Annotated in this window: 28 protein-coding genes; 23 read left to right on the top strand and 5 right to left on the bottom strand. The window is 44.2% G+C overall.

The window, feature by feature from the left end; translation table 11 throughout:
* Positions 1-49 precede the first annotated feature (49 nt).
* The 9 genes from CW370_RS15110 (at position 50) to CW370_RS15070 (ending at position 7,770) form a co-directional block, all read left to right on the top strand.
* Entirely contained in the window at positions 50-1,039 is a 990-nt protein-coding gene (locus CW370_RS15110; protein ID WP_024572162.1) for a class I SAM-dependent methyltransferase, read from the top strand.
* A complete protein-coding gene (locus tag CW370_RS15105; RefSeq protein ID WP_154217711.1) occupies positions 1,011-1,214 on the top strand; it encodes a hypothetical protein in 204 nt (67 codons plus the stop codon). The genes CW370_RS15110 and CW370_RS15105 overlap by 29 nt, the downstream gene beginning before the upstream one ends.
* A 172-nt stretch (positions 1,215-1,386) precedes the next feature.
* Positions 1,387-2,574, top strand: coding sequence for an acetate kinase (locus CW370_RS15100; RefSeq protein ID WP_003223511.1), 1,188 nt, complete (start codon positions 1,387-1,389; stop codon positions 2,572-2,574).
* 84 nt (positions 2,575-2,658) lie between these two features.
* Entirely contained in the window at positions 2,659-3,171 is a 513-nt protein-coding gene (locus tag CW370_RS15095; RefSeq protein ID WP_003229354.1) for a MogA/MoaB family molybdenum cofactor biosynthesis protein, read from the top strand.
* A 169-nt stretch (positions 3,172-3,340) separates the two neighbouring features.
* A complete protein-coding gene (locus tag CW370_RS15090; protein ID WP_003229357.1) occupies positions 3,341-4,552 on the top strand; it encodes an argininosuccinate synthase in 1,212 nt (403 codons plus the stop codon).
* Positions 4,549-5,934: an argininosuccinate lyase gene (gene argH / locus CW370_RS15085; RefSeq protein WP_024572163.1), complete on the top strand. Its 1,386-nt coding sequence runs from the start codon at positions 4,549-4,551 to the stop codon at positions 5,932-5,934. Before CW370_RS15090 ends, argH begins: the two co-directional genes overlap by 4 nt.
* Before the next feature lie 64 nt (positions 5,935-5,998).
* The gene (locus tag CW370_RS21725; protein WP_009967976.1) at positions 5,999-6,130 is read left to right on the top strand and encodes a hypothetical protein; all 132 of its coding nucleotides are present in this window, start codon (positions 5,999-6,001) and stop codon (positions 6,128-6,130) included.
* A gap of 126 nt (positions 6,131-6,256) precedes the next feature.
* Positions 6,257-7,024 carry an SDR family oxidoreductase gene (locus CW370_RS15075; protein ID WP_004398521.1) on the top strand — a complete coding sequence of 256 codons (768 nt, stop codon included), beginning with the start codon at positions 6,257-6,259 and terminating at the stop codon, positions 7,022-7,024.
* Between the two features lie 62 nt (positions 7,025-7,086).
* Entirely contained in the window at positions 7,087-7,770 is a 684-nt protein-coding gene (locus CW370_RS15070; protein ID WP_003245964.1) for a metal-dependent hydrolase, read from the top strand.
* A 50-nt stretch (positions 7,771-7,820) separates the two neighbouring features.
* Here CW370_RS15070 and ytlI read toward each other — a convergent pair whose 3' ends face one another.
* Positions 7,821-8,747 carry a LysR family transcriptional regulator YtlI gene (gene ytlI, locus CW370_RS15065; protein ID WP_024572164.1) on the bottom strand — a complete coding sequence of 309 codons (927 nt, stop codon included), beginning with the start codon at positions 8,745-8,747 and terminating at the stop codon, positions 7,821-7,823.
* 152 nt (positions 8,748-8,899) lie between these two features.
* Here ytlI and snaA point away from each other — a divergent pair, with 152 nt between their 5' ends.
* The 13 genes from snaA to CW370_RS15000 all read left to right on the top strand — a co-directional run bounded on the left by snaA (position 8,900) and on the right by CW370_RS15000 (position 20,384).
* Positions 8,900-9,436, top strand: a complete 537-nt coding sequence (gene snaA, locus CW370_RS15060) for an N-acetyltransferase SnaA (RefSeq protein WP_101169787.1) — start codon at positions 8,900-8,902, stop codon at positions 9,434-9,436.
* 13 nt (positions 9,437-9,449) lie between these two features.
* On the top strand, positions 9,450-10,259 hold the full coding sequence (gene tcyJ / locus CW370_RS15055) for a sulfur-containing amino acid ABC transporter substrate-binding protein TcyJ (RefSeq protein ID WP_032722341.1): 810 nt from the start codon (positions 9,450-9,452) through the stop codon (positions 10,257-10,259).
* A 13-nt stretch (positions 10,260-10,272) separates the two neighbouring features.
* Positions 10,273-11,085, top strand: coding sequence for a sulfur-containing amino acid ABC transporter substrate-binding protein TcyK (gene tcyK / locus CW370_RS15050; RefSeq protein ID WP_024572165.1), 813 nt, complete (start codon positions 10,273-10,275; stop codon positions 11,083-11,085).
* A gap of 21 nt (positions 11,086-11,106) precedes the next feature.
* Positions 11,107-11,826 (top strand): sulfur-containing amino acid ABC transporter permease TcyL, encoded by a 720-nt coding sequence (gene tcyL, locus CW370_RS15045; protein ID WP_004399112.1) that lies wholly within the window; start codon positions 11,107-11,109, stop codon positions 11,824-11,826.
* A gap of 29 nt (positions 11,827-11,855) precedes the next feature.
* Positions 11,856-12,563 (top strand): sulfur-containing amino acid ABC transporter permease TcyM, encoded by a 708-nt coding sequence (gene tcyM / locus CW370_RS15040; RefSeq protein ID WP_101169786.1) that lies wholly within the window; start codon positions 11,856-11,858, stop codon positions 12,561-12,563.
* Positions 12,560-13,339: a sulfur-containing amino-acid ABC transporter ATP-binding protein TcyN gene (gene tcyN, locus CW370_RS15035; RefSeq protein WP_003229383.1), complete on the top strand. Its 780-nt coding sequence runs from the start codon at positions 12,560-12,562 to the stop codon at positions 13,337-13,339. The genes tcyM and tcyN overlap by 4 nt, the downstream gene beginning before the upstream one ends.
* Positions 13,336-14,340 (top strand): LLM class flavin-dependent oxidoreductase, encoded by a 1,005-nt coding sequence (locus tag CW370_RS15030; protein ID WP_086344193.1) that lies wholly within the window; start codon positions 13,336-13,338, stop codon positions 14,338-14,340. Before tcyN ends, CW370_RS15030 begins: the two co-directional genes overlap by 4 nt.
* A 14-nt stretch (positions 14,341-14,354) precedes the next feature.
* Entirely contained in the window at positions 14,355-14,636 is a 282-nt protein-coding gene (locus tag CW370_RS15025; protein ID WP_032726390.1) for a glutaredoxin family protein, read from the top strand.
* Positions 14,633-15,961: an LLM class flavin-dependent oxidoreductase gene (locus CW370_RS15020; protein ID WP_024572706.1), complete on the top strand. Its 1,329-nt coding sequence runs from the start codon at positions 14,633-14,635 to the stop codon at positions 15,959-15,961. Before CW370_RS15025 ends, CW370_RS15020 begins: the two co-directional genes overlap by 4 nt.
* Before the next feature lie 46 nt (positions 15,962-16,007).
* Positions 16,008-16,700 (top strand): RNA-binding riboflavin kinase RibR, encoded by a 693-nt coding sequence (gene ribR, locus CW370_RS15015; RefSeq protein WP_024572707.1) that lies wholly within the window; start codon positions 16,008-16,010, stop codon positions 16,698-16,700.
* 17 nt (positions 16,701-16,717) lie between these two features.
* Entirely contained in the window at positions 16,718-17,968 is a 1,251-nt protein-coding gene (gene sndA / locus CW370_RS15010; protein ID WP_024572708.1) for an S-alkyl-N-acetyl-metabolite deacetylase SndA, read from the top strand.
* 18 nt (positions 17,969-17,986) lie between these two features.
* Complete coding sequence (locus tag CW370_RS15005) at positions 17,987-18,889, top strand: sulfite exporter TauE/SafE family protein (protein WP_029946073.1); 903 nt, start codon at positions 17,987-17,989, stop codon at positions 18,887-18,889.
* A gap of 175 nt (positions 18,890-19,064) precedes the next feature.
* Positions 19,065-20,384, top strand: a complete 1,320-nt coding sequence (locus CW370_RS15000; protein ID WP_004398641.1) for a CBS domain-containing protein — start codon at positions 19,065-19,067, stop codon at positions 20,382-20,384.
* 18 nt (positions 20,385-20,402) lie between these two features.
* Here CW370_RS15000 and CW370_RS14995 read toward each other — a convergent pair whose 3' ends face one another.
* On the bottom strand, positions 20,403-20,705 hold the full coding sequence (locus tag CW370_RS14995) for a YtpI family protein (protein ID WP_003229401.1): 303 nt from the start codon (positions 20,703-20,705) through the stop codon (positions 20,403-20,405).
* 130 nt (positions 20,706-20,835) lie between these two features.
* On the opposite strand from CW370_RS14995, the gene nrnA reads away from it, so the two are divergent.
* Entirely contained in the window at positions 20,836-21,777 is a 942-nt protein-coding gene (gene nrnA, locus CW370_RS14990) for a bifunctional oligoribonuclease/PAP phosphatase NrnA (RefSeq protein ID WP_004398971.1), read from the top strand.
* Between the two features lie 17 nt (positions 21,778-21,794).
* On the opposite strand, the gene CW370_RS14985 is transcribed toward nrnA, so the two are convergent.
* From CW370_RS14985 to ytrH, 3 genes are all read right to left on the bottom strand, one after another.
* Positions 21,795-21,986: a hypothetical protein gene (locus tag CW370_RS14985; protein WP_003229407.1), complete on the bottom strand. Its 192-nt coding sequence runs from the start codon at positions 21,984-21,986 to the stop codon at positions 21,795-21,797.
* A 101-nt stretch (positions 21,987-22,087) separates the two neighbouring features.
* On the bottom strand, positions 22,088-22,591 hold the full coding sequence (ytrI, locus tag CW370_RS14980) for a sporulation membrane protein YtrI (protein ID WP_003229408.1): 504 nt from the start codon (positions 22,589-22,591) through the stop codon (positions 22,088-22,090).
* Positions 22,588-22,929 carry a sporulation membrane protein YtrH gene (ytrH, locus tag CW370_RS14975; RefSeq protein ID WP_003229410.1) on the bottom strand — a complete coding sequence of 114 codons (342 nt, stop codon included), beginning with the start codon at positions 22,927-22,929 and terminating at the stop codon, positions 22,588-22,590. The genes ytrI and ytrH overlap by 4 nt, the downstream gene beginning before the upstream one ends.
* Between the last annotated feature and the right edge of the window lie 72 nt (positions 22,930-23,001).

Below are 23,001 nucleotides of genomic sequence, written 5' to 3'. Positions count from 1 at the left end.
AGCTCCAGGCTGACGCCGGAGCTTTTTTCATGGCAAGGAGGAACACAATATGCAAAACGACCATGTAGGTGCGGTGTATGAGCTGTTAAACGAAGCAGCGATTATGATAAAGAATGAATTGCAGATTTCATATATAGAGGCGCTGGCCGAAGCAGGAGAAATGTATTTTCTTGAAAAAACGGATCAGCTGAAACTGCCTGCTGATCAGAAAACCAAACAACTTCAGGCTCTGCTTGAAAAAGCGGATTTCGGCACGTATGAGCATGAGTGGGTACGCAAGGCTTTTCAGCTTGCCGTCCTTAAAGGAATGAAAGATATCTCCCATCCAAACAGACAAATGACGCCGGATACGATCGGGCTTTTCATCAGCTATTTGGTGAATAAGTTTATGGCGGACAAAAAGGAACTGACCATTCTTGATCCAGCCTTGGGAACTGGGAACCTTCTGTTTACCGTGCTGAACCAGCTGTCTGAAAAAACGGCAAACAGCTTTGGCATTGAAATTGATGATGTGCTCTTGAAGATCGCCTATGCCCAAGCGAACCTTCTGAAAAAAGAGCTTGAGCTTTTCCACCAAGACAGCCTTGAGCCGTTGTTTATCGATCCAGTTGACACGGTCATTTGTGATCTGCCAGTCGGCTATTATCCGAATGACGAAGGAGCAGAAGCGTTTGAGCTTAAAGCTGACGAAGGCCATTCCTTCGCTCATCATCTGTTTATTGAACAGAGCGTCAAGCATACCAAACCGGGCGGCTACTTATTTTTTATGATTCCGAATCATTTGTTTGAGAGCTCCCAAAGCGGCAAGCTGAAACAGTTTTTCAAAGATAAGGTTCATATCAACGCACTGTTGCAGCTGCCAAAATCTATTTTTAAAGACGAAGCTCATGCCAAAAGCATCCTTGTGCTTCAGAAACAAGGAGAGAATACGAAAGCGCCGGGGCAAATTCTGCTTGCGAATCTTCCGTCTTTCTCCAATCAAAAGGCGATGCTTGATATGATGGCTCAATTTGATGAATGGTTTAAAAAAGAAAAGTAAGTGTTTTAAAAGCAGCTTAGGCAGCCGTATGAGGTCGATGCCTAAGCTGCTTTTATTTATGCTTTTGAAGACCGGACTTGACGAATTGAATCCAGCTTTGAAACACAAAATACAGAGGGGAAAACCGCAAATTGTAAGCGTTCATCAATACAAAACCTATAGGGAATGTGTCTGAAAATAACGACTTCTTATTGTAAGCGTTATCAATACGCAAGTTGACTTGAAAAGCCGACATGACAATGTTTAAATGGAAAAGTCAGATATTTTTCGGAGAAGATGTTGATATTCACCGGGAAAAAAGTACGAAAAACGAAGTTGTTGATACAGAGTATAAAGGAGCGTCAATCATGTCCAAAATTATTGCAATTAACGCAGGAAGCTCGTCTTTGAAATTTCAGCTTTTCGAAATGCCTTCAGAAACCGTTTTAACGAAGGGTTTAGTTGAACGAATCGGTATCGCCGACAGTGTATTCACAATTTCTGTGAACGGCGAAAAAAATACAGAAGTAACTGATATTCCGGATCATGCGGTAGCTGTTAAAATGCTGCTGAATAAGTTAACGGAATTCGGCATTATTAAAGACTTGAATGAAATTGACGGAATTGGCCATCGTGTCGTTCACGGCGGAGAAAAATTCAGCGATTCTGTTTTATTAACGGATGAAACCATTAAGGAAATCGAAGATATTTCTGAATTGGCACCGCTTCACAATCCGGCAAATATCGTTGGAATTAAAGCGTTCAAAGAAGTGCTTCCAAATGTTCCTGCGGTAGCTGTATTTGATACGGCATTCCACCAAACAATGCCTGAGCAGTCTTACCTGTACAGCTTGCCGTATGAATACTATGAAAAATTCGGCATCCGTAAATACGGCTTCCACGGCACTTCACATAAATATGTAACTGAGCGTGCGGCAGAGCTTCTCGGCCGTCCGTTAAAAGACTTGCGCCTGATTTCCTGCCACCTTGGAAACGGAGCAAGTATTGCGGCTGTTGAAGGCGGAAAATCAATTGACACATCCATGGGCTTTACGCCGCTTGCCGGTGTAGCAATGGGTACACGTTCTGGAAACATCGACCCTGCCCTGATTCCATACATCATGGAGAAAACAGGCCAAACGGCTGACGAAGTATTGAATACATTAAACAAAAAAAGCGGACTGCTCGGCATTTCCGGTTTCTCAAGCGATCTTCGTGACATCGTCGAAGCAACGAAAGAAGGAAATGAGCGCGCGGAAACGGCTCTTGAAGTATTCGCAAGCAGAATCCACAAATACATCGGTTCTTACGCTGCAAGAATGAGCGGTGTAGATGCGATCATCTTTACTGCCGGTATCGGTGAAAACAGTGTGGAAGTCAGAGAACGCGTTCTTCGCGGTTTAGAATTCATGGGCGTATACTGGGATCCTGCGCTTAATAACGTGCGCGGCGAGGAAGCTTTCATCAGCTATCCGCATTCTCCAGTAAAAGTCATGATCATTCCGACTGATGAAGAAGTCATGATTGCGCGCGACGTTGTTCGTTTAGCAAAATAAATCGCATGAAAGCACATTCTCTTGAATGTGCTTTTTTGTTGATGCATGATAGTGACAGACAGAAAACATAAAAGAGGTGGGCCTATGAGCGTTCAAGAGCATAAACAAGAAGCTCCCGATATCGTTCGGTGCAAAGTGATTACTGTCAGTGACACGAGGACAGAGGAAACCGATAAAAGCGGCAAGCTGATGATCTCATTTTTAGAAGAAGCCGGTCATCATATTGCTGCATATGAAATTGTAAAAGACGAAAAGGATGCTTTGCAGCGGTCAGTGCTTGCGGGCTGCATGGATGAACAGACAGACGCGGTACTCTTAAACGGAGGGACAGGCATAGCAGATCGTGATGTCACAATTGAAGCCATAACGCCGCTGTTTTCGAAAGAATTGCCCGGCTTTGGAGAAATATTCAGGATGCTGAGTTATACAGAGGATATCGGCTCTGCCGCAATCATGTCGAGAGCAACTGCCGGCGTCATTCAGCATACCGCTGTTTTCTCAACGCCAGGCTCAAGCGGCGCAGTAAAGCTGGCAATGAATAAGCTGATTATTCCCGAACTTGCACATGTGGTCAGAGAAATCAGAAAAGACAAGTAAATGAATAAATACTATGAAACTTCACCTGAAATTCAGGTGAAGTTTTTTTTATAAAAGGCTTGAAAAAACGAAACGTACTTGTTAAAGTGTATACATACAAAATGTATTTTTATTAAATATAATTTATTTTTATACAAAATAGAAACACGGTTGAGAGGGGATTTTTATCATGTCAGAACAGAAAAAAGTCGTATTAGCATACTCAGGAGGTCTTGATACTTCCGTCGCAATAAAATGGCTTCAGGAGCAAGGATATAATGTAATCGCCTGCTGCCTGGATGTCGGTGAGGGCAAAGATTTGGCATTTGTTCAGCAGAAAGCGCTTGAAGTCGGCGCGACAAACTCCTACGTGATCGATGCAAAAGAAGAATTTGCACAGGATTACGCGCTTATCTCTTTGCAGGCCCACACGATGTATGAAGGAAAATACCCGCTTGTTTCGGCATTATCTCGACCGCTGATCGCGAAAAAACTGGTTGAAATTGCGGAAAAAGAAGATGCACAGGCGATTGCCCACGGATGCACAGGGAAAGGAAATGACCAGGTTCGTTTCGAAGTCTCCATTAAATCATTAAACCCTGACCTAGAAGTCATCGCGCCGGTTCGCGAATGGCAGTGGTCACGTGAAGAAGAAATTGAATATGCGGCTAGCCGCGGCATTCCGATTCCGATCAATCTTGACAGCCCGTATTCTATCGACCAAAACCTCTGGGGACGCGCCAATGAGTGCGGTATTTTAGAAGATCCATGGGCGGCGCCGCCAGAAGGTGCATACGATTTAACAGCTCCGCTGGAAAAAACGCCGGACACGCCGGAAGTGATTGAAATTGCATTTGAACAAGGCGTGCCTGTCTCCATTGACGGTGTTTCCTACTCGCTTTCTGAGCTGATCTTGAAGCTGAATGAAATGGCGGGCGCGCACGGTGTCGGACGTATCGACCACGTGGAAAACCGCCTCGTTGGCATTAAATCCCGGGAAGTATACGAATGCCCTGGTGCGATGACACTGATCAAAGCGCATAAAGAATTAGAAGATTTGACACTGGTGAAAGAGGTAGCCCACTTTAAACCGATCATCGAGCAAAAAATGTCAGAAATCATTTACAACGGCTTATGGTTCTCACCGTTAAAAGACGCGCTGCACGCTTTCTTAAAAGAAACGCAAAAGCATGTCACAGGCATTGTCCGCGTGAAGCTGTTTAAAGGCCATGCAATTGTAGAAGGACGTAAATCGGAATACTCTCTATATGATGAAAAACTTGCAACATATACAAAAGACGATGCATTTGATCACCATGCAGCAATCGGATTTATCGAGCTTTGGGGACTTCCGACAAAAGTGAACAGCATCGTGAAAAAGAAGGAGCAGATTAAAGCATGAAGAAGCTTTGGGGAGGCCGATTTCAAAAAACACCGGAAAAATGGGTCGACGAGTTCGGCGCGTCCATATCATTTGACCAAAATTTAGTTGCTGAAGACATTACAGGGTCTCTCGCACATGCTGCCATGCTGAAAAAATGCGGTATTCTGACAGCAGAAGAAGAGCTGAAAATCCGAGAGGGCCTGAATACCCTTTTGCAAAAAGCAGACGAGGGAGCATTGGAATTCTCAGTCGATTATGAGGATATTCATTTGAATATTGAGAAAATGCTCATTGACGAAATCGGTCCTCTTGGCGGCAAGCTGCATACCGGCAGAAGCCGGAATGACCAGGTGGCGACTGACATGCATTTATACTTGAAGAATCATGTCGGCCACATCATCGAGCTGATTGAGGCATTCCAAAGTGCGCTGATCGAAAAGGCGGAAGCGAACGTTGAAACGATTCTGCCGGGCTACACACATTTGCAGCGCGCCCAGCCGATTTCATTCGCTCACCATCTGCTTGCGTATTTCTGGATGCTTGAGCGCGACAAGGAGCGTTTTCAGGATTCGATGAAGCGGATTAACAAATCTCCGCTCGGCTGCGGGGCGCTCGCGGGAACAACCTTCCCAATTGACCGTGATTATTCAGCAGAACTGCTCGGCTTTGATTCCATTTATGAAAACAGCTTGGACGGCGTCAGCGACAGAGACTTCATTTTGGAGTTTTTAAGCAACAGCAGTATGCTGATGATGCACCTATCCCGTCTCGCTGAAGAAATCATTTTATGGTGCTCGCAGGAGTTTAAATTCATCGAGCTTGACGATACGTACGCAACAGGAAGCAGCATGATGCCGCAAAAGAAAAACCCTGATATGGCGGAGCTGATTCGCGGCAAAACAGGGCGCGTATACGGCGATATGATGGGTCTGTTTACGATCATGAAAGGACTTCCGCTCGCTTACAACAAAGATCTGCAGGAAGACAAAGAGGGCATGTTTGACACGGTGAAAACGGTGGAGGGCAGCCTGCAAATCTTCACAGGCATGATCCAAACAATGACTGTAAACAAAGACGTCATGAAGCAAGCAACAAAACAAGACTTTTCAAACGCGACGGAACTGGCCGATTATTTAGCTAAAAAAGGAATGCCGTTCAGAGAAGCGCATGAAGTGGTCGGGAAACTTGTGTACACATGCATCGAAAGAGGGATCTATTTAAGTGATATGCCGTTTGGCGAGTTTCAGCAGGCGAGCACACTATTCGAAGAAGATATTTACACTGTGTTAGACCCTTACTACGCAGTTGAAAAAAGAATGAGCGCCGGGGGCACCGGATTCAAACAGGTGGAACAGGCGCTTGAAAAAGCGAAAGCTTGCGTGGCAGCAGGAGTTTGTTAAAATTTCCTTCATAAAATCCCGTCATTATAGCCAACCTACCTCTATAATGATGGGAGGCAGAATGATGAAAAAAGAACCGGAACGCTATATTTATGATGAACAAGAAAGCCAGGAGACAACAAGGCTCATTTCAGAAGCATATCAAAGCGGTTATGTCGATATGCCTGATCAGGAGTCTTCATCTCCTGCAGAATAAGCTGTCTGTACAGACAGCTTTTTTTGTATGCCAAAGTGTAAAAAGTGATATTGCAAGCCTTTTATAGTAAAGTAGAAGAAGAAACACTTTATTGAAAGCGGCGACGTTGCTTTGGGAGGTATTCATGTGCGACATGCTTTAATTACTGCCGGTTCGAAGGGTTTAGGCCGCAAAGTGACTGAAACGTTGCTTGCAAAGGGGTATTCAGTAACAGTCAATTACAGACAGGATGAGGAGGCAGTCAGCCGCCTGAAGGAAGCCTGTCCCGATTGTCTTGACCGGCTGCAATTTGTAAAAGGTGATGTCACCAAAAAAGAAGATCTGCTGCGTATTGCAGAGGCTGCCTTAAACCGCTTCGGAAGGATCGACTTTTTGATTAACAACGCGGGACCATACATATTTGAACGTAAAAAGTTAGCCGATTATACTGATGATGAATGGTATGGCATGCTGGAAGGAAATTTAAGCGCCGTCTTTCATTTATTCAAAGCGGTTATTCCTATTATGAGAAAACAGCAATTTGGACGCATCATTACGTACGGATTCCAAGGTGCGGCTCACGCGCCCGGCTGGCTTCACCGATCGGCATTTGGCGCTGCGAAAGTGGGCTTGGCTTCTTTGACGAAGACAATCGCCATTGAAGAAGCCGAATTCGGCATAACCGCCAACATGGTTTGCCCGGGAGACATTGTCGGCGACATGAAAGAAGCATCGATAGAGGAAGCCAGAATGCGAATTGGCAAAGAAAAAACGCCGATAGGAAGATCCGGTACAGGCGAGGATATCGCCCGGATTATCGCTTTCTTGTGTGAGGAGAACTCAGACCTTGTGACAGGGACTGTCATTGAAGCCACCGGAGGCCTCAATGTCATTAACAAGAATCAAACAACATAAGTTTTTCAGCTTTTTAAAAAGGGAAAATAAAAAAATCAAAATCATGTGACGAGGTGAAAGAAATGAAAGTGACATATCACGGACATTCTGTAATCACAGTGGAAACGAAGGACCATCATATTATTTTTGATCCGTTTTTAACAGGGAATTCATTAACGGATATAAAGCCGGAGGATGTAAAAGCGGATGTCATCTTACTAACGCACGGCCACAATGACCATGTCGGTGATACTGAACAAATCGCCAAGCAAAATAACGCGCTGGTTATAGCACCGAACGAGCTCGCTGTGTACTTAGGCTGGAAAGGCTTGAATGTTCATCCAATGCACATCGGCGGCTCCCGCCAGTTCGATTTTGGAAAAGTGAAGCTCACACAGGCCTTTCATGGATCAGCCATCACAGATGAAGAAAACAAAACGATCACTTACACAGGCATGCCTGCCGGTATTTTGTTGACTGTAGAAGATAAAACGATTTTCCACGCGGGCGATACGGCTCTTTTCTCTGATATGAAACTCATTGGCGAATTGAATCATATCGACCTTGCTTTCCTGCCGATTGGCGATAACTTTACGATGGGGCCTGAAGACGCCAAGCTTGCCGCTGAATGGCTGCGCGCAAAACAGGTCGTGCCGGTGCATTACAATACATTCCCGGTCATCGAACAAGACCCAGAAGCATTCGCTGACAGCCTGCCGGGCGGAGTCGGCAAAGTCATGTCGGTCGGTGAGACGATCGAGCTTTAAACCGTGAAACCATCTCCTGATGAATCAGGAGGTGGTTTTTATTTTTTCAGTTATCCTGTAATGGTCTTATCAGAGGTTCCTTCCAATTCTTTGCTGCGCTGCTGAAAACGTTTGGTTATCCGGGCGATCAAGTCCTTCGTGGCGCGGTCAAAATGAACTTCTTTTTGATTTGTCAACAGCCCTATGGGCGGGGTGATATCCAGGTTCAGAATTGGAATAACTTTAGTGCCGTTGAACGGTTTAGAATGTGCGGTGCTGGTAAAGATTGAAATTCCGATGTTTTCACGTACGTAATATTCATGTGACATGCTGCTTGTGAGCTCCATTTTTTTGTAGCGATTCCCGAGTTCTCTATGTAAATGCTGTTCAATTTGTAAGCGAATGGGGCAATTGGCGGGCGTAAATATGAAGCGCTCTTCTGCTAAATCAGACAAATGGACAGCCTTCTTCTCAGCGAGCGGATGTTGATCAGATATAATCACATTTAATGTGTCATAAAAAAATGGATGGTAGTAATTTTCAAGAATCAGCTCCGGCTCGCCGCAGACTGCAAAATCAATCGTCCCGTCTAAAAGCTTTTGACTGCAGGTATTGGCGTCATCAACCTTGATATTAACCGTTATCTTTGGGTAATCCTTTAAGAAATCCTTTAAAATCTCGGGGAATATCAGACTGGCGGTTGGCTCTGAAACCCCTATGTTGATAATGCCTGCCTCTTCTTCCTTTAAGTCGGAGAGGTTGTGTTTAAGCGCCTCGTATTGCATCAAAAGATCTCCTGTTCGTTCATAAAAAAGCTTCCCTGCTTTTGTCAACTGCAGGCTTTTTCCTCTTTCAAACAGCAGTACGCCTAAATCCTGCTCCAATTGCTTCATACGCATCGATATCGTCGGCTGCGAGTAGTTGAGTATTTCTGCAGCTTTATAGAAGCTTCCAAATTTTACAATCGTATGAAACGTTTTGATTGAGCGTAACTCCAATGTGCTCCCTCCTGTTTTTCATCATTAAAATTACTGAAGTGAAGGTTTACTTTTTTTGATTAGTCAAAGATCAGAGTATGCTTTATAGTATAAACAATAAAAGCTTAGTAAACAAATAGGAATTATATATTTTGTGAAGAGGAGTGACAAAAATGAGTGAGGATATTTTTCGACTGGCAACTGTTGAAGATGCATCGGAGCTGTTGAAACTGGTTAACAGCGCATTTCAGCCCATTCGGCAGCTGGATATTGATTGGCCATCCACGAGAGCTGATATCCAAATGGTATCAGAAAATATTGAACATCATTCAGCGATTGTGCTGGAGCGGGATGGGAAGCTGATTTCAACGATTACAATCAGGTTCCCGTGGGAGAGTGAGGCGCCACCTTCAAAATATCCGTTTGTGTGGTGGTTTGCGACACTGCCGGAATATAAAGGGCAAGGCGCCGGAAGTAAGCTGCTTACGTATGTTGAAGAAAAAGTGCTTCGAGATATGCTGAAGGCTCCTGCGCTGACACTCGGCACATCCGCGCGCAAGCATCCTTGGCTTGCTGACATGTACAGAAGGAGAGGGTATGAAGTGTATTTTGAGCAGGAAAAAGACGGGGACATAGGTGTGATGATGCACAAGGTTCTGATTCCGGAACGATTTAACCCATCGCTTTTAGGTGCGCCCAGCTGGGCATGATGTGAGGCAGCCTATGAATAAGCGTAAAGGATTGGTTTTGCTGCTGTCAGTGTTTGCATTACTTGGCGGGGGATGTTCGCAAACAAATAACAAAACAGATCGTCAGGCTCAAACAGTCATAATCGGCACTGGAACAGATTTTCCGAATATTGCGTTTTTAAATGAAAAAGGCGATTTGACCGGGTATGACATTGAAGTGATGAAAGCCATCGATAAGGAGTTGCCTCAATATACATTTGAATTTAAAACGATGGATTTCTCAAATTTGCTGACGAGTCTCGGAAATAAAAAAATTGATGTGATTGCGCACAATATGGCCAAAAATAAAGAACGAGAAAAGCGTTTTTTGTATCATAAAGTCCCATATAACTACTCGCCGATGTACATCACGGTGAAAGAGGATAATCACAAGATTCATACATTAAAAGACTTACACGGAAAAACAGTCATAGTTGGCGCCACGTCAAATGCGGCAGATTATATTACAAAGTACAACAAAACGCACGGCAGCCCAATTCATTTGAAATATGCGGGACAGGGAAGCAATGACACCGCCAATCAAATTGAAACCGGGCGCGCAGATGCAACGATAGCTACACCGTTTGCCGTCGATTTTCAGAATAAAACGCACGCCTTTCGCCAAAAGACAGTCGGTGACGTGTTATTAGATACCGAGGTGTACTTTATGTTTAATAAAGGCAGCCAAACCTTGGCGGATGACACGGATCAAGCGATTAAAAAGCTGGAGAAAAACGGAACGCTAAAAAAACTAAGCCGAAAATGGCTCGGGGCAGATTATTCAAAATCAAGTTTTGAAAAATAAATGGGGCGATGAGATGAAAACGAAAGCAGCATTCATGGCAATATTATTTTCGCTTATAACAGTTCTGTCAGCTTGCGGTGCAGGCAGTCAAACGACGGGAGCCGGGCAAAAGAAGGTACAGACGATCACGGTCGGAACTGGAACCCAATTTCCGAATATTTGCTTTATCGATGAAAAAGGCGATTTAACCGGTTATGATGTCGAACTGATCAAAGAGCTTGATAAGCGCCTGCCACATTATAAATTCACATTTAAAACGATGGAATTTTCCAACCTGCTTGTCAGCCTCGGACAGCATAAAGTCGATATCGTGGCACATCAAATGGAGAAAAGCAAAGAGCGTGAGAAAAAATTTCTGTTTAACAAGGTTGCTTACAACCATTTTCCTTTAAAAATTACTGTGCTTCAAAATAACGATACGATCCGTGGAATTGAAGACTTAAAAGGAAAACGGGTGATTACGAGTGCAACCTCCAACGGAGCGCTTGTACTGAAAAAATGGAATGAGGATAATGGACGGCCGTTTGAGATTGCCTATGAGGGCCAAGGCGCAAATGAGACTGCGAATCAGCTGAAATCGGGGCGTGCGGACGCAACGATCTCAACGCCTTTTGCAGTAGACTTTCAAAACAAGACGAGCGCTATTAAAGAAAAAACCGTCGGTCATGTGCTTTCAAATGCCAAAGTGTATTTTATGTTTAACAAAAATGAACAAACGTTAAGTGACGATATTGATAAAGCCTTACAGGAGATCATTGATGACGGAACGCTGAAAAGGCTCAGTTTGAAATGGCTTGGTGACGACTATTCCAAAGAGCAGTATTAGGTAAAAAGAGAGGGAGCAGTGATGGAAAAAGCGTTTGATATGAACATGATTGGAGATTTTGTGCCGACGTTAACCGCTTATTTACCGGTTACATTATACATTTTAACACTGTCCTTGCTTTTCGGTTTTGTATTAGGACTCTTTCTGGCACTGCCCCGCATCTACAATATTCCAATTGTAAATCAATTGGCAAAAGTGTATATCTCATTTTTCAGGGGAACGCCTATCATGGTGCAGCTTTTCATCGTGTTTTACGGAATCCCGGCGCTTACGGGGCTTATTGGGATTGATACATCAAAAATGGACCCGTTTTATGCTGCTGTCGCAACCTATGCGTTAAGCAATGCAGCGGCAGCCGCAGAAATCATTCGAGCGGGGGTGGGCAGTGTAGATAAAGGCCAAACGGAAGCGGCGTACAGTATTGGCTTAAGCGGTAGTCAGGCCTTCAGGCGAATCGTTCTGCCCCAGGCACTTGTCCAGGCGTTTCCGAATATGGGAAACATGGTGATCAGTTCTTTAAAAGATACGTCTCTAGCCTTTTCAATTGGTGTTATGGATATGTCCGGAAGGGGCCAAACACTGATTACCTCAAGCAACCATTCTCTTGAGGTTTACATTGCGCTATCGATTGTTTATTATGCTGTTGCAGTTTTATTCGAATGGTTCTTTCGAGTGGCAGAAAAACGAATCAAGAAGAATCAAACAAGGATTGTTACTGTTTTTGACATGAACATACATTGATATATTTCTTCGGATGAGGGGGGAGAAGATTGCAATTTGACTTTCCATTTATCGTTTCCGCCATGAAAGAAATGGTAAAGACCATTCCTCTGACATTGATGATGGCTGTTTTGCCGATTGTGTTTGGATTTCTCGTGGCTCTTGGAAATATAATTGTTAGAATTTTTAGAATTAAGGGCTTGGTGGCTTGCTCAAGGTTTTATGTGTCTTTCTTTCGAAGTACACCTGCAATCCTTCACATTATGTTGATTTATTTAGGGATACCTCCTGTTGCAGATCAAGTCAGCAGTTTTTTTCATCTCGGCTGGTCCGCCAATGAGATACCGGTCTCCATGTTTGTCATCATGGCCTTGTCTTTAACTGCCGGAGCTTATCTGACAGAAATCATCCGGTCGGGCATTCTGGCGATGGATACCGGACAGGTCGAAGCGGCTTATTCAATCGGCTTGACACACAGCCAAACCTTTTGGCGTGTAATATTGCCGCAGGCGCTGATGGTTTCCATCCCAAACTTCACAAATTTGGGTATCGGCTTTTTGCATACCACCTCTATCGCGGCTATAGTGGCTGTCCCAGAGATTACAGGGACGGCGACTATCGTTGCTTCTGATAATTATGCATTTTTAGAAGCGTTTATCGGAGCAGCGATTATCTATTGGGTGCTGACTCTAATCCTAGAATCCGTAAATGGAGTATTAGAGAGAAAGGCAGCCAGATTTCAAGGAGGCACTTTATGATTGAGATTAAAAATATCCATAAACAGTTTGGCATCCACCATGTATTAAAAGGGATAAATCTCACGGTACGCAAGGGAGAAGTTGTGACGATTATCGGGCCGAGCGGATCAGGGAAAACCACCTTTTTACGGTGCCTGAATTTATTAGAACGTCCAGACGAAGGGATCATTTCTATACATGACAAAGTGATTAATTGCAGCTTTCCGTCGAAAAAAGAGGTTCACTGGCTCAGAAAACAGACGGCAATGGTATTTCAGCAATACCACCTGTTTGCTCACAAAACGGTAATTGAAAATGTCATGGAGGGCTTGACGATTGCCCGGAAAATGAGAAAGCAAGACGCGTATGCCGTAGCGGAAAATGAACTGAGAAAGGTCGGGCTTCAAGATAAATTGAACGCTTATCCGAGTCAGTTATCGGGAGGACAAAAGCAAAGGGTTGGGATAGCAAGGGCGCTTGCCATTCATCCTGATGTGCTGCTGTTCGATGAGCCGACGGCAGCGCTTGACCCGGAGCTGGTCGGTGAAGTGCTTGAGGTAATGCTGGAAATCGTGAAAACCGGAGCCACCATGATTGTTGTTACACATGAAATGGAGTTTGCAAGAAGGGTCTCTGATCAAGTTGTTTTTATGGATGAAGGAGTCATTGTTGAACAAGGAACCCCGGAGGAAGTCTTCCGCCATACCAAAAAAGACAGAACGAGGCAGTTTCTCCGCCGTGTTTCGCCGGAATATTTATTTGAACCAAAAGAACACATAAAGGAGCCGGTGATATGATCCGCTTAAGTATTTTAGACCAAAGCTTGATAGGTGAAGGGGAGACAGCAGCTGATACATTACAGCATACAGTGAACTTGGCACAAATGGCTGAAGAGTGTGGATATCACCGATTTTGGGTGGCCGAACATCACAACAATGATGAGATTGCAGGGTCTGCACCCGAGGTTCTTTTAGGCTATCTTGCTGCAAGCACAAGAAAAATTCGTTTAGCATCAGGCGGAGTGATGCTGCAGCATTACAGCTCTTATAAAGTAGCGGAGCAATTCCATCTTCTATCAGCGTTAGCTCCCGGCCGTATAGATCTTGGAGTGGGCAAAGCGCCCGGCGGGTTTCAGCTGTCCACAGACGCACTGCAGGCCGATTATGAAAAACCGGTGCGTCAGTTTGATGAAAAACTGGAGGAGCTTACTCATTTCGTACGGGATGATTTTCCTGATACCCACCGCTATGCAGCATTGCGTCCTAGGCCGCAGGTTGATCGGGAGCCGGGTATTTTTCTATTAGGAGGAAGCACAGAGAGTGCCATTTCGGCTGCAAAACTGGGAATCTCTTTTGTCTTTGCTTACTTTATTAACGGTGAAGAGGAAGTGCTGAAGGAAGCCCGCCGAGCATTTGACGCGCATCTCCCCCCAGGATCTGAGGCTGAATTTCATCTTGCTCCCGCTGTTTTTGCGGCACATACAAAAGAAGAAGCGGAAAAACATATTGTGTCGCGTGAATCGATAAAAGTGATTTTGAAAGACGGGCGTAAGGTCAACGTCGGTTCCCGCGAACAGGCTGAGGCTTATCTGGAAAACGTCACAGAGCCCTATGACATCATCGTGCAAAAAACCGGGATTATTGCCGGAACAAAGGAAGAAGTGGCAGAAGAATTAACACGTTTATCAGGCACATACAAAATCAATGATTTTGTTATTTTTACACCGATCAAAAATGCTGAAGAAAAACAGCTGTCTTATCAGCTGCTGAGCGATGCAGTTTTAGCTGCAAAACGTTAAGGAGGGACAGAAGAATGAGTGATGTTTTGAACATTGTGGTTTGGAGTAAAAAAGGCTGTTCGTATTGTGAGGAAGTCAAGAATTATTTGAATGAAAAAAGGTTCCCGTTCCAAAATATCGATGTTTCAGAGAAAGAAAAGCTTCGGGATATTTTACAGGTGAAATATGGGGTGCGCCATGTGCCTGTGGTCGAAATCGGGCGCGGCAATCAGTATCAAGGGATAACTGAAATCGGCATTGAACACCTTGATCTTGCACTTGCTAATCATGCACAGATAAAGGAGGCAAAAAGATGACACGTTCAGATTTTATTCAGTTTGGAGCCATGATTCACGGTGTCGGGGGCACAACTGACGGCTGGCGTCATCCCGATGTTGATCCCTCGGCCAGCACGAATATTGAATTTTACATGAAAAAGGCGCAAACAGCTGAAAAAGGTTTGTTTAGTTTTATTTTCATTGCAGACGGCTTATTTATTTCTGAAAAATCGATTCCTCATTTTTTAAACCGTTTTGAACCGATCACCATTTTATCTGCGCTGGCATCGGTTACCAAAAATATTGGTTTAGTAGGGACGTTCTCTACATCTTTTACTGAGCCATTCACTATCTCCAGACAATTGATGTCGCTGGACCATATCAGCGGGGGCAGGGCTGGCTGGAATCTTGTTACTTCTCCACAGGAAGGAGCGGCGCGCAACCATAGTAAGTCTAATTTGCCAGAACACACTGAACGTTACGAGATCGCACAAGAGCATTTGGATGTTGTGCGCGGGCTGTGGAATTCCTGGGAGCATGACGCATTTATACACAATAAGAAAACAGGGCAGTTTTTCGATCCGGCGAAGCTTCATCGCCTGAATCATAAAGGAAAGTATTTTCAAGTAGAGGGGCCCTTGAATATCGGGCGCTCTAAGCAGGGAGAGCCTGTAGTGTTTCAAGCGGGTTCATCAGAAACAGGCCGGCAGTTTGCTGCTAAAAATGCGGATGCGATTTTTACCCATTCCAATTCATTAGAAGAGACAAAAGCGTTTTATGCGGATGTGAAAAGGCGAGCTGCTGATGAAGGGCGTGATCCTTCAAGTGTGCGGATTTTTCCAGGGATCAGCCCGATTGTGGCAGATACGGAAGAAGAGGCGGAAAAGAAGTATCGTGAATTTGCAGAATTGATACCGATTGAAAATGCTGTTACTTATTTGGCCCGTTTTTTCGATGATTATGATCTGAGTGTTTACCCGTTGGATGAGCCATTTCCCGATATTGGCGATGTGGGAAAGAATGCGTTTCAAAGCACAACAGACCGGATTAAGAGAGAAGCAAAAGCCAGAAACCTGACATTGCGGGAGGTAGCACAGGAAATGGCTTTTCCACGGACTCTATTCATCGGAACACCAGAGCGTGTCGCATCCTTAATTGAAACTTGGTTCAACGCTGAGGCGGCGGATGGGTTTATCATTGGGTCGGATATACCGGGAACACTTGATGCTTTTGTAGAAAAGGTGATTCCGATTCTTCAAGAAAGAGGGCTTTATCGTCAAGATTATCGCGGCGGGACATTGCGGGAAAATCTCGGTCTTGGCATTCCGCAGCATCAATCCGTTTTACATTCATCACATCATTAGGTTTCGTCTGATCGAATGCGGAAGCTGAGAGGGGAGGCTGACTTTTTTGACGATCATTGCCGGTACGGTTGTGAAAGGAAAACAATTAGGCAGAAAACTTGGATTCCCCACGGCAAATGTAGATGCAAAAATGCATGGGCTGCGTAATGGAGTTTATGGGGTTCTGGCGACAGTCAATCATCAATTTCATTTAGGGGTTATGAATATCGGTGTGAAACCGACGGTCGGCTCTAACCTTAAAAAGACATTGGAGATTTTTTTGTTTGACTTTCATAGAGACATCTATGGAGAAAAAATCGAATGCAGCATTCTCTTTAAAATTAGAGAAGAAAGAAGGTTTGATTCTTTGGAGTCTTTAACAAAGCAAATTAAAAAGGATATTTCGTGCGTTGCAAAACGCTTTGAGCTGATTGGGATTATGGCACCGAACAAAAAAGAAAGCCTGCTTTCCCATCAAGAGTTAAATCTTCCGGATCTCTGCTTTTACAAGAAATGTAACAACCTATATGGCGTCAACCGAGGCGTATACAATGTCATTGATAACTGGTTTTTTGAGTACGGAATTACACAAGTAGCTTACAGGCGCATTTATATTTTATCTTTTTTAAGTTTTTTGAAAGAAGATAATCCGAAAGTTTCCAGCAAGTATATAAGATTTGGGGCGGGTGGTCTTGCTGATAAATTGAACCGATTTATTTCATCTTATGTTGAAGAGTCTGAAGAAAATATATTGGGATAGGGAAAGGAGCGGAACATATGTCTTTGGATTATTGGAGAAATATAGAAGGCTCCTATCCATATCAGACTACAGGAAATGACATCCTGAAGTTGAAAGGGGAGTATAATCCCGTAAATCTCTCAACGCTAGAAAAGCAGCTCATCGGCATTCGCCGGCACCTGCACCAATATCCTGAACTGTCAAAAGAAGAATTTGAAACAACTGCTTTTATAAAAAAATGCCTTAAAGAAAAGGGGATACAGATTCGCCCTACTGCTCTAAAAACGGGTGTGTTCGCAGACATAGCAGGGGAGTCAGAAGGTCCGGCGATTGCTTTGAGGGCTGATATTGACGACTTGCCAATTGAAGAAAAAACAGGATTGCCTTATGCGTCTAAACATAAAGGGATCATGCATGCGTGCGGTCATGATTTTCATACGGCAGCGCTTCTTGGTGCGGCCTTTTTATTGAAGGAAAATCAAGACAGTCTGAAAGGAAAGATTCGTTTATTATTTCAGCCGGCAGAGGAAGCGGGTGCAGGCGCTGCAAAAGTGATAGAGGACGGCCAACTGGATGGCATTGATGCGGTTATTGGACTTCACAATAAACCGGATATCGCGGTTGGGACTGTAGGGTTAAAAACAGGCCCGCTTATGGCTGCTGTTGACCGATTTAAAGTAGAGATAGAAGGGAAAGGAGCTCATGCAGCATTGCCGCATAATGGTTTTGATCCAATTGTCGGCGCCTCTCAGCTTATCGTCGCCCTGCAAACGATTGTAAGCAGAAATGTAAACCCGCTGCAAAGCGCGATTTTAACCGTAGGGAAAATCAACGGCGGCAGCACTTGGAATGTCATTCCGGATACAGTTGTCATTGAGGGCACTGTTCGTACATTTGATTCAGAGGTTCGTGATCAAGTGAAACAGCGTTTTTTGGCAGTCACAGAACAGATTTCTGCCGCTTTCTCGTTAAAGGCAAATGTGAAGTGGCATTCCGGACCGCCGCCGCTTTGTAATGATGAGGCAATTACGGGGCTGGTGCGAGACGCTGCGCATAAAGCGAAACTTCAAGTCATTGATCCCGCCCCATCAACCGCGGGGGAAGATTTTGCTTATTATCTTGAGCATATTCCGGGATCCTTTGCGTTTTTTGGAACAGACGGTGATCATGATTGGCACCACCCTGCATTTACAATTGATGAAACTGCCATTATCAAAGCCTCTTATTTTTTATATGAAAGCGCCAAGAGATTGTTAGATTCGAATGAAGAGTCAAAAATATCTGATTGATATAGATGGGGTGTTCTGATGAAGAAATTAATCGTTTTTGCATTTATTGGTTTATTGTCGCAGTTAATAGACGGTTCGTTAGGTATGGCTTATGGGGTTACCTCAACTTCTTTGTTATTGGCGTTTGGCATCACACCTGCTGTGGCTTCAGCTTCTGTCCATTTAGCGGAAGTCGTAACGACTGCCGCATCGGGAGTGTCGCATATTAAATTTGGCAATGTTGACAAACAAACCGTTTATCAGCTTGTCATTCCCGGCTCTATAGGCGCTTTTTTAGGCGCGGCATTCCTCAGCCAATTACCTGGAGATGTGGCGAAACCCTATATTTCTTTGTTTTTGCTCCTTCTGGGCGGATATGTATTGATCAGGTTTTTATTTCAATATAAGCCGGCTCTTGAGAAGAAGCATGTGCCGTTAAACCGAAAACAATCCATCCCATTGGGCATGATCGCTGGTTTTGCAGATGCCACAGGCGGAGGCGGCTGGGGACCGGTGACCACTCCGATTTTATTATCCCGCAAAGGCTTGAGCCCGAGGAAAGTTGTCGGGACTGTAGACACAAGTGAATTTGCCATCGCGGTATCTGCAACTGCCGGTTTTCTTATTTCATTAGGATGGGAGGACGTCAATTGGTTATGGGTGTTTTCACTAATGGCCGGCGGAATTATCGCTGCCCCTATCGCAGCATGGCTGGTGCAGAAGTTTCATCCGCAATTGATGGGTGTGCTTGTTGGAGGGTTTATTATTCTGGTAAATGCCAGAACATTAATAAATGAATGGATCGCAAACACAGCTGTTTATCCATTGATCTATACGGCCATAGGGGCGATATGGCTATTTGCAGTTTTATTTGTTTTATCTAAAATAGGGAATCGAAATATTGTTAAGACAGCGGTTGATGTCCATTTAAAAGAAAAATAAAGGTTTTTCCGCTTTACGATGTAAAAGGAGCCACGGGGTCCTTGCGCTTGACTGGAACGAAATCAACGCTGTAAGAAGCCGGTCGGGCTTCTTTTTTATTTTCCAGCCTCATTGCGTATAAATCCTTTGAAACCTTATAATAAAAACAAGAAGACTGTCCTTAGAGGTGAAAGGCTTGGCAACGAAGCATGAACAAATTTTAACGTATATCGATTCACTGCCTGTCGGTGAAAAAATTTCTGTCCGAAGAATTGCAAAGGAAATGAAAGTAAGCGAAGGAACCGCGTACAGAGCGATCAAGGAAGCAGAGAATAAAGGGTTTGTCAGCACGATTGAACGTGTGGGCACAATCAGAATTGAACAAAAGAAAAAAGAGAACATTGAAAAGCTTACCTATGCAGAGGTTGTAAATGTTATAGACGGACAAGTGCTCGGAGGCAGGGCAGGGCTCCATAAGACATTGAATAAATTCGTCATCGGCGCGATGGAGCTTGACGCGATGATGCGTTACACCGCAGCGGGGAATCTTTTGATTGTCGGAAACAGAATCAATGCACACAGGCAGGCGCTTGAAGCGGGCGCGGCCGTATTGGTGACCGGAGGCTTTAACACGGATGACAGCATTGTGCAGCTGGCAGATGAGCTTGAACTGCCGATTTTATCCACGAGCTATGACACCTTTACAGTTGCCGCGATGATTAACCGGGCAATTTATGACCAGCTGATCAAAAAAGAAATTGTTTTAGTGGAGGACATCCTAACACCTGCTGACCGCACGGTATATCTTTCGCCTAAGGATAAACTTGAAAAATGGTATGAGAAAAATTTTGAAACGGGGCACGGCCGCTTTCCGGTTGTCGACGATCAAATGAAAATCCATGGCATTCTGACATCAAAAGATATTGCTGGCCATGACCGAAATGCATCTATAGAAAAAGTTATGACCAAAAATCCCGTCACGGTTATTGGGAAAACATCTGTCGCTTCAGCTGCGCAAATGATGGTATGGGAAGGGATCGAAGTGCTTCCCGTCACTGACGGCCACCAAAAACTCATCGGCATGATCAGCCGCCAAGACGTATTGAAAGCTCTTCAAATGATTCAAAAGCAGCCGCAGGTCGGGGAGAAGCTTGATGATATCGTTTCAAGGGGGTTTAAAGATGAGGGTGATGATAAAGAAGATCAAACGGTTTACGAGTATGAAGTCACGCCGCAAATGACAAATCAGCTTGGAACCATTTCTTATGGCGTATTTACGACCATTTTGACGCAAGCGGCAAACCGATTTTTGCGCTCGAAAAAACGCGGCGAACTCGTCATAGAGAGCATCACCATCTTCTTTTTGAAGCCTGTGCAGATGGAATCAGTCATCGAAGTCAAACCTCGCATCTTGGAGGCTGGCAGAAAGTTTGGGAAAATGGAAGTGGAAGTGCACAGCCAAGGTCATATCGTGTCTAAAGCGATGCTGATGGTTCAGCTGATGGAAAGAAGCTAAGGGACGTTCAGGCGCCCCTTACGCGTGATCTCTTTCAGCTTCTTTGGCGTGAAGGGGATTGTAATGCCTGAAGGCTTTATAACCTGCCCAAGCGCTTCCTGCTCCTATGACGATAAAGATACCGCCGATTACTAACGTTAATACTGAATGGAATAATATCATTTGGTTGAGCCCGTAGAACAGGACTAGTGACCCTAAGGCCATGCTTGATTTTGCTGAACATATTTCTTTTGCCAAAGATGGCTTTGCCCGTACGCCTTTTACTTTATAGTACACATAAAAGCAGGCGGAAAGCCCAATCAAAAAAACAAGAACCAGCATAAATGAAATCCTCCATCGTAAAAGTTTACAAACCCATTTTATACAAAAACGGGCTTGGTTTTGACGTTATTTTTCTTTTCCGTCGGCAGAGAATGTGATTTAATGAATAAAAACAATAAAGGAGTATCAAATGAAAACAGAATTGATCAGAACCATATCATTATATGACACGATTATCTTACATAGACATGTGCGTCCTGATCCGGATGCCTACGGATCACAGTGCGGGCTTACGGAAATCCTGCGCGAAACATATCCTGAAAAAAATATTTTTGCGGTCGGCACGCCTGAACCGTCCCTCTCTTTCTTATATTCCCTCGATGAGGTGGACAATGAAACATATGAAGGCGCACTTGTCATTGTCTGCGATACGGCAAATCAGGAAAGAATCGACGATCAGCGTTATCCTTCAGGCGCCAAACTAATGAAAATCGACCACCATCCGAACGAAGATCCATACGGTGACCTTCTCTGGGTCGATACAAGCGCCAGCTCAGTAAGTGAAATGATTTACGAGCTGTATTTAGAAGGAAAAGAGCACGGCTGGAAGCTGAATACGAAAGCGGCAGAGCTGATCTACGCCGGCATTGTTGGAGATACCGGACGCTTTTTATTTCCGAATACCACGGAAAAAACATTAAAATATGCAGGCGAGCTCATTCAGTATCCATTCTCTTCCTCAGAGTTATTTAATCAATTGTATGAAACAAAACTGAATGTGGTGAAGCTTAACGGCTTTATCTTTCAAAATGTGTCTTTGTCCGAAAACGGGGCGGCTTCTGTTTTCATCAAAAAGGATACGCTTGAAAAATTCGGCACAACGGCTTCTGAAGCGTCACAGCTTGTCGGGACGCTTGGCAATATCTCAGGTATTCGCGCCTGGGTGTTTTTCGTAGAAGAAGACGATCAAATCAGAGTCAGATTCCGTTCGAAGGGGCCTGTCATTAACGGACTTGCCCGGAAATATAACGGCGGAGGGCATCCGTTAGCTTCAGGCGCCTCTATTTACAGCTGGGATGAAGCTGATCGGATTTTAGCTGATCTGGAAACATTATGTAAAGAACACGAGTAGAGGGGAGACCCTCTCTCTTAGTGTTCATCTGTGACGGGGATGAACCAGCAGCCGAAATCAGTAAGGTCCTCGTAGACTTGGAGATTGTGTGATTGAAGTTCTTTTTTGATGAGGGAAGCGAGTGAGTTTGTTTCGGCATATGCAGAAAAACCTTGTCTGAGACGGGCTGCTTGATCTTTTGCTAACTGACGGTCACTGTAAACCTCCATTTCCCTTCCTCCTTCCTTTCGCCATTAAGCCTCACATATAGTTTATAAAAAAGAATGGGAAAAAGCGACAGAAGTTTGGAGAATTTAAAAAAAATCCATAATTATGTGGCGAAAGAAATTTCAAGTTCCACTGTCAGCCTCGTATAAATAATCAATTCTCTGACGGTTGCCTCGTATTTTTTTTCATTGATCATATAGACTTTATTTTCAATTGTCCGCTTCAAGAGATCCTTTGTTTGATAGACGCTCTCTATGTCTTTTGTAATCACCTCTGAAATATCATCCTTTACATGCTCCTCGAATTTCGTTTTATCCGGCTGTGATATTTTATATTTATCCCCATTCAGCAATTTGACGCTGACGCTTTGAATCAGCAGTTTTCTTTTATTATCTTCATTCAGTTTATGGAGGTCTTCCTGATAGATCGAAATTTGATTGTTCAAGTCTTTTACATGCTCTTTTTGCTTTTCGATGAGGCTGACCTGCTCCTCTTGGAATGTTCCGTAAGTAAACAGGAAAAAGAACCAGCTGATTACGGCTCCGCACATCATTCCCGCGAAAAAACGCTGCCATCCCGGTTTTTTGTAATGCTGGGGGACCCTCATGAAGAAAGATGCTCCTGGGTCAGCCATGATATAATAAGCCAGCCGCTTTGCGCGCCCCCCATGGCCGAAATAATTAAAAGAAGCTGTTTAAAGATATCTCTCGTATTGCCTTCGAGTATGCCGCGTTCAAAGCTGTATACCGCATCAAAGGTGCCTCCGATAGCTGCGACAAGCGCCCATATTTTTAACCGGTTGGCAAGCTTTGTAATGGCTGTAAGCGGGGGTTCGCCTGCCAAGTATGCTCCGAGCCCTCCAATGAGTGCGCCTCCGATCAGCACCCCTAACGCAATGAAGTAGCTATTGATAAAATTCACCATAAATCCTGCTTCCTGATCCATCTTTATCACCTCACCTTTTATATCATATTGAGCTTTCAGGACAAGTATGATGATGAGTCAAAAAAGAACATT

Origin of the sequence: Bacillus sp. SN32, from assembly GCF_002837495.1 — a bacterium.
Taxonomy (GTDB): domain Bacteria; phylum Bacillota; class Bacilli; order Bacillales; family Bacillaceae; genus Bacillus; species Bacillus subtilis.
This window is presented reverse-complemented; position numbering and strand designations above follow the sequence as displayed.